4 protein-coding genes are annotated in these 3,246 nt (G+C 69.7%); 2 read left to right on the plus strand and 2 right to left on the minus strand.

Features of this window, described 5'->3' with window-relative positions:
• On the minus strand, window positions 1–479 hold a 479-nt coding region (locus tag AAG801_RS41160), incomplete at its 3' end, for a DUF4140 domain-containing protein (protein ID WP_341893641.1).
• A gap of 237 nt (window positions 480–716) precedes the next feature.
• On the opposite strand from AAG801_RS41160, the gene AAG801_RS41165 reads away from it, so the two are divergent.
• Window positions 717–1,163, plus strand: a complete 447-nt coding sequence (locus AAG801_RS41165) for a PaaI family thioesterase (RefSeq protein WP_341893642.1) — start codon at window positions 717–719, stop codon at window positions 1,161–1,163.
• On the opposite strand, the gene AAG801_RS41170 is transcribed toward AAG801_RS41165, so the two are convergent.
• Window positions 1,081–2,346, minus strand: a complete 1,266-nt coding sequence (locus AAG801_RS41170; protein WP_341893643.1) for an acyltransferase family protein — start codon at window positions 2,344–2,346, stop codon at window positions 1,081–1,083. The genes AAG801_RS41165 and AAG801_RS41170 overlap by 83 nt on opposite strands.
• Before the next feature lie 145 nt (window positions 2,347–2,491).
• Here AAG801_RS41170 and AAG801_RS41175 point away from each other — a divergent pair.
• A partial coding sequence (locus AAG801_RS41175; RefSeq protein WP_341893644.1) for a LytTR family transcriptional regulator occupies window positions 2,492–3,246 on the plus strand: 755 nt, incomplete at its 3' end.

A 3,246-nucleotide genomic window follows, 5' to 3' on the forward strand; every position in this document is an offset into this window, starting at 1 on the left:
ACGGCGGTGAGGTTGCGCGCGTCCATCGGCGCACGCGCGCCGGGGCCCGACTCGCCGCCCGACAGTCCCTTGAGATAACCCGTGACCATGCCGAGCGCATCGGTCTCGGCCTGCAGTGCGGCCTTCTGGTCTTCGAGTTCGCGGATGCGGCCGTCGAGCGCGCTGGTGGCGCAGTTCGCCGAGAGCTCGCGGGCCTCGCTGAGCACCGAGGTCTCGCCCACGCGCACCGCCGCGCCGGCCGACACCTGCAGGCTCTGCACATCGAGCCCGGCCGGCAGGCAGGCAAAAGTGACCGAGCGGCTGCCCGCCGCGACGCGCGCCACGCGCTCCACCGTGGCACTGCCGGGGTAGACCTTGACCTGCGTGATGCGCGAGGCATCGGCCTGCAGCTGCGCGTGGGCGCCGGCGCCGGCGGTCAGCCAGAGGGCCGCGATCGCGGTGGCACGCAGGAGGGGACGGGCGGAGAACGGTGTGTGCATGGAAAGCCTTCCGGAAGAAAGTCAGTGACGAATCTCTGCTTCTACGGACGAGGCGGGCGAACGGGGTTAAGGCGTTGCCAAGTTTTTTTTCATGACGCCGATGTGACGCGGGTGCGCTGCTGTCGCGCATGCATCTGCCGGCGGCGGATCGGTCACCCAAGAGACGGCGCGCGGCGGCCCGGCTTTCTAGAGTGGGCCTCACTTTCCATCCACGTTCATCTTGAGAGGACACCCACCATGCTCGACACGATCCAGGCCATCAACCGTTCCGCCGCCTTCAACCGCTGGGCCGGCTTCGACGTCACGCAGGCCGCCGACGGGCAGGCCGAACTGCGCATGCAATGGCGCGAGGAAGACATGGGCCAGTACACCGGCTTCCTGCACGCGGGCATGATCGCCGCGCTGCTCGACACCGTGAGCGGCTTCGCGGCCGCCACCGTGGCGGGCCGCGTGCTGGCTTCGCATTTCTCGATCAACTGCATCTCGCCCGCCATCGGCGAAGCCTTCGTGGCGCGCGGGCGCGTGGTGAAGGCGGGGCGCAAGCAGGTGTTCGTCGGGGCCGAGCTGTTCGCGCAGCCTGCCGGTCAGGGCGACGACGCGCTCAAGCTCGTGGCGACGGCGAACGCCATCCTGGTGCCGGTGGACGAGGCGTCGACGACGCCGAAGCCGAAGCAGGCGGCGTAACCACCGCGGGCTCGGCCTCGGGCCTGCGCTTCAGCCCGAACAGCGGCCGCAGCCAGCCGATGCGGCGGATCAGCCCGTCGGTCAGCAGCCAGCAGCCGGCGATCGTCACGACGACCAGCGCCATCGGCTCCCACGCCGGCCCCAGTGCGAGCGGGGCCAGCAGCGCAATCCCGGCAACGATCAGCGTCTGGTGCAGCATGTACCAGGGGTAGACCGATTCGTTGGCCCAGCGCAGCCACGGCCAGGGGCGGTTCAGGTAGCGATGGCCATGGCCCAGGATCGTGGCGACCGCGAGCCACAGGTAGGCATTGCGCAGCACGTCCATCAGCAGCCCCTTGGGCGGAACGACGGCCCCGATGCGCAGCGCGATGAACGCGCCGATCATTGCCACGGCCAGCAGCAGCGACATGCGGCGCAGCCGTTCGAGCTCGCGCCAGATGCCCGTGTCCACGCCCATCCAGTAGCCGTAGAGGAACACGGTGAAGTAGATGCTGTGCAGATGGAAGTCCCACACCAGGTTGTGCGTGGCCGGGAAGTGCCGGGCCAACAGCACCGTCCACACCACGAGCGGCAGCGCGGGCAACACGAGCAGCTGCCAGCCCCGCAGCCCGTTGAAGCGCCGCCGCACCCACTGCCCGGCGGCCGAGCGCCACAGCGGCAGCGTCAGCGCGACCAGCGCCGTGTAGAGAAACAGGTAGGGCAGGTACCAGAGGTGGTTCCAGGTGATGCCGAACTCCGCCCCCGCGAACGCCCCCTTGGGCCACGGCGCGCCCATCGACAGGTAGCGCAGCAGGAAGGTGCCGAAGCCCGGCGCCACCAGCCCGCGCGCCACGCCCTCGGCATAGGCCTGGTAGGGCACGACCACCGCCATGCCGAAGGCCAGCGGCAGCATCAACCGCAGACCCCGGCTGCGCAGCAGCCCCCAGGTGCCCTGGCCCCGGCTCAAAAATCCGAGCGACACGCCCGAGATCAGAAACACCAAGTCCATGCGCCACAGGTTAAGCACCCGCATCGGCCACGGCAGCCAGTCGGCCGCATGCGGGCTCTTCAGGTGCCAGGGCCAGTCGGCCACGTAGTACATGCCCACGTGATAGAGGATGACGAGCAGGAAGGCGAGGGCGCGCAGGGCGTCGATGTCGTGGCGGCGCGGCGACGTGAGGGCTGAAACGGAATCGGAGGGCATGGCGGGCTCCCGGAATGAAGAAACGGCGGTCATCGTGGTCCCCGCGCCCGCCCCACGGACCCTCGCCGGGACGGATCGCCCTGGATTTGTGACGAACGGTGGCCCCCAGGGATGAAATCCGGCCCCGGTTCGCGAGAATCCCCGCATGAGCGAGCCGCGCAAGAACCTCTACGAGCGCTACGAACCGATCCGGCGGTATGTCGAGGTCGGCTTCTGGATCGTGTTGATGACGGTGCAGGCCGTGATCAGCACCGTGGTCGCGCTCATCGACGCCCGCAGCCGCGCCGTGCCGCGCGCCAACTGGGAAGTCATTACCTGGGAGGTGTCGAGCCACGTCGCGCTGCTGGCCCTGGTGCCGGTGCTGGTGGCCGTGGAGCGCCGGCTGTCGCCGCTGGCGCGCGACCACTGGGTGCGCTTTCTCGCCGGGCATCTGCTGGCGAGCGTGCTGCTGAGCCTGGCGCACGTGACGGCGATGTTCGGGCTGCGCGCCGCGGTGTATGCCGCCGCCGGCGAGCCCTACGACTTCGTCGGCGCCATGGGGCGATGGGGCTACGAGTACCTGAAGGACGTGCGCGTCTACGCCTCGATGGTCTTCGGCGTCTGGGCCTACCGGCTGTTCATGCTGCGGCTGCAGGGCGAGGCGCGCGTGCTCGATCCGCCGGAAGAAGGGGTGGCGCCGGTGCCCGAGGCGCTGGCGGAACCGGAGGGGATCGAACCCTCCATGCACGAATTGCCCGTGCCCGCAGTGCCGACGCCGGCCCGCCCCGAACGCTTCCTCGTGCGCAAGCTGCGCCGCGAATTCCTCATCGCCGCCACCGACATCGACTGGCTGCAGGCCGAGGGCAACTACGTCGGCCTGCACGTCAACGGCCACGACTACCTGCTGCGCGCCACGCTCAC

It is taken from the genome of Variovorax sp. YR752 (assembly GCF_943372545.1).

What these genes read in the sequence shown, in the direction of transcription:
- AAG801_RS41170 (WP_341893643.1), bottom strand. Translation starts at nt 2,346, where the DNA reads ATGCCCTCCGATTCCGTTTCAGCCCTCACGTCGCCGCGCCGCCACGAC.
- AAG801_RS41165 (WP_341893642.1), top strand. Translation starts at nt 717, where the DNA reads ATGCTCGACACGATCCAGGCCATCAACCGTTCCGCCGCCTTCAACCGC.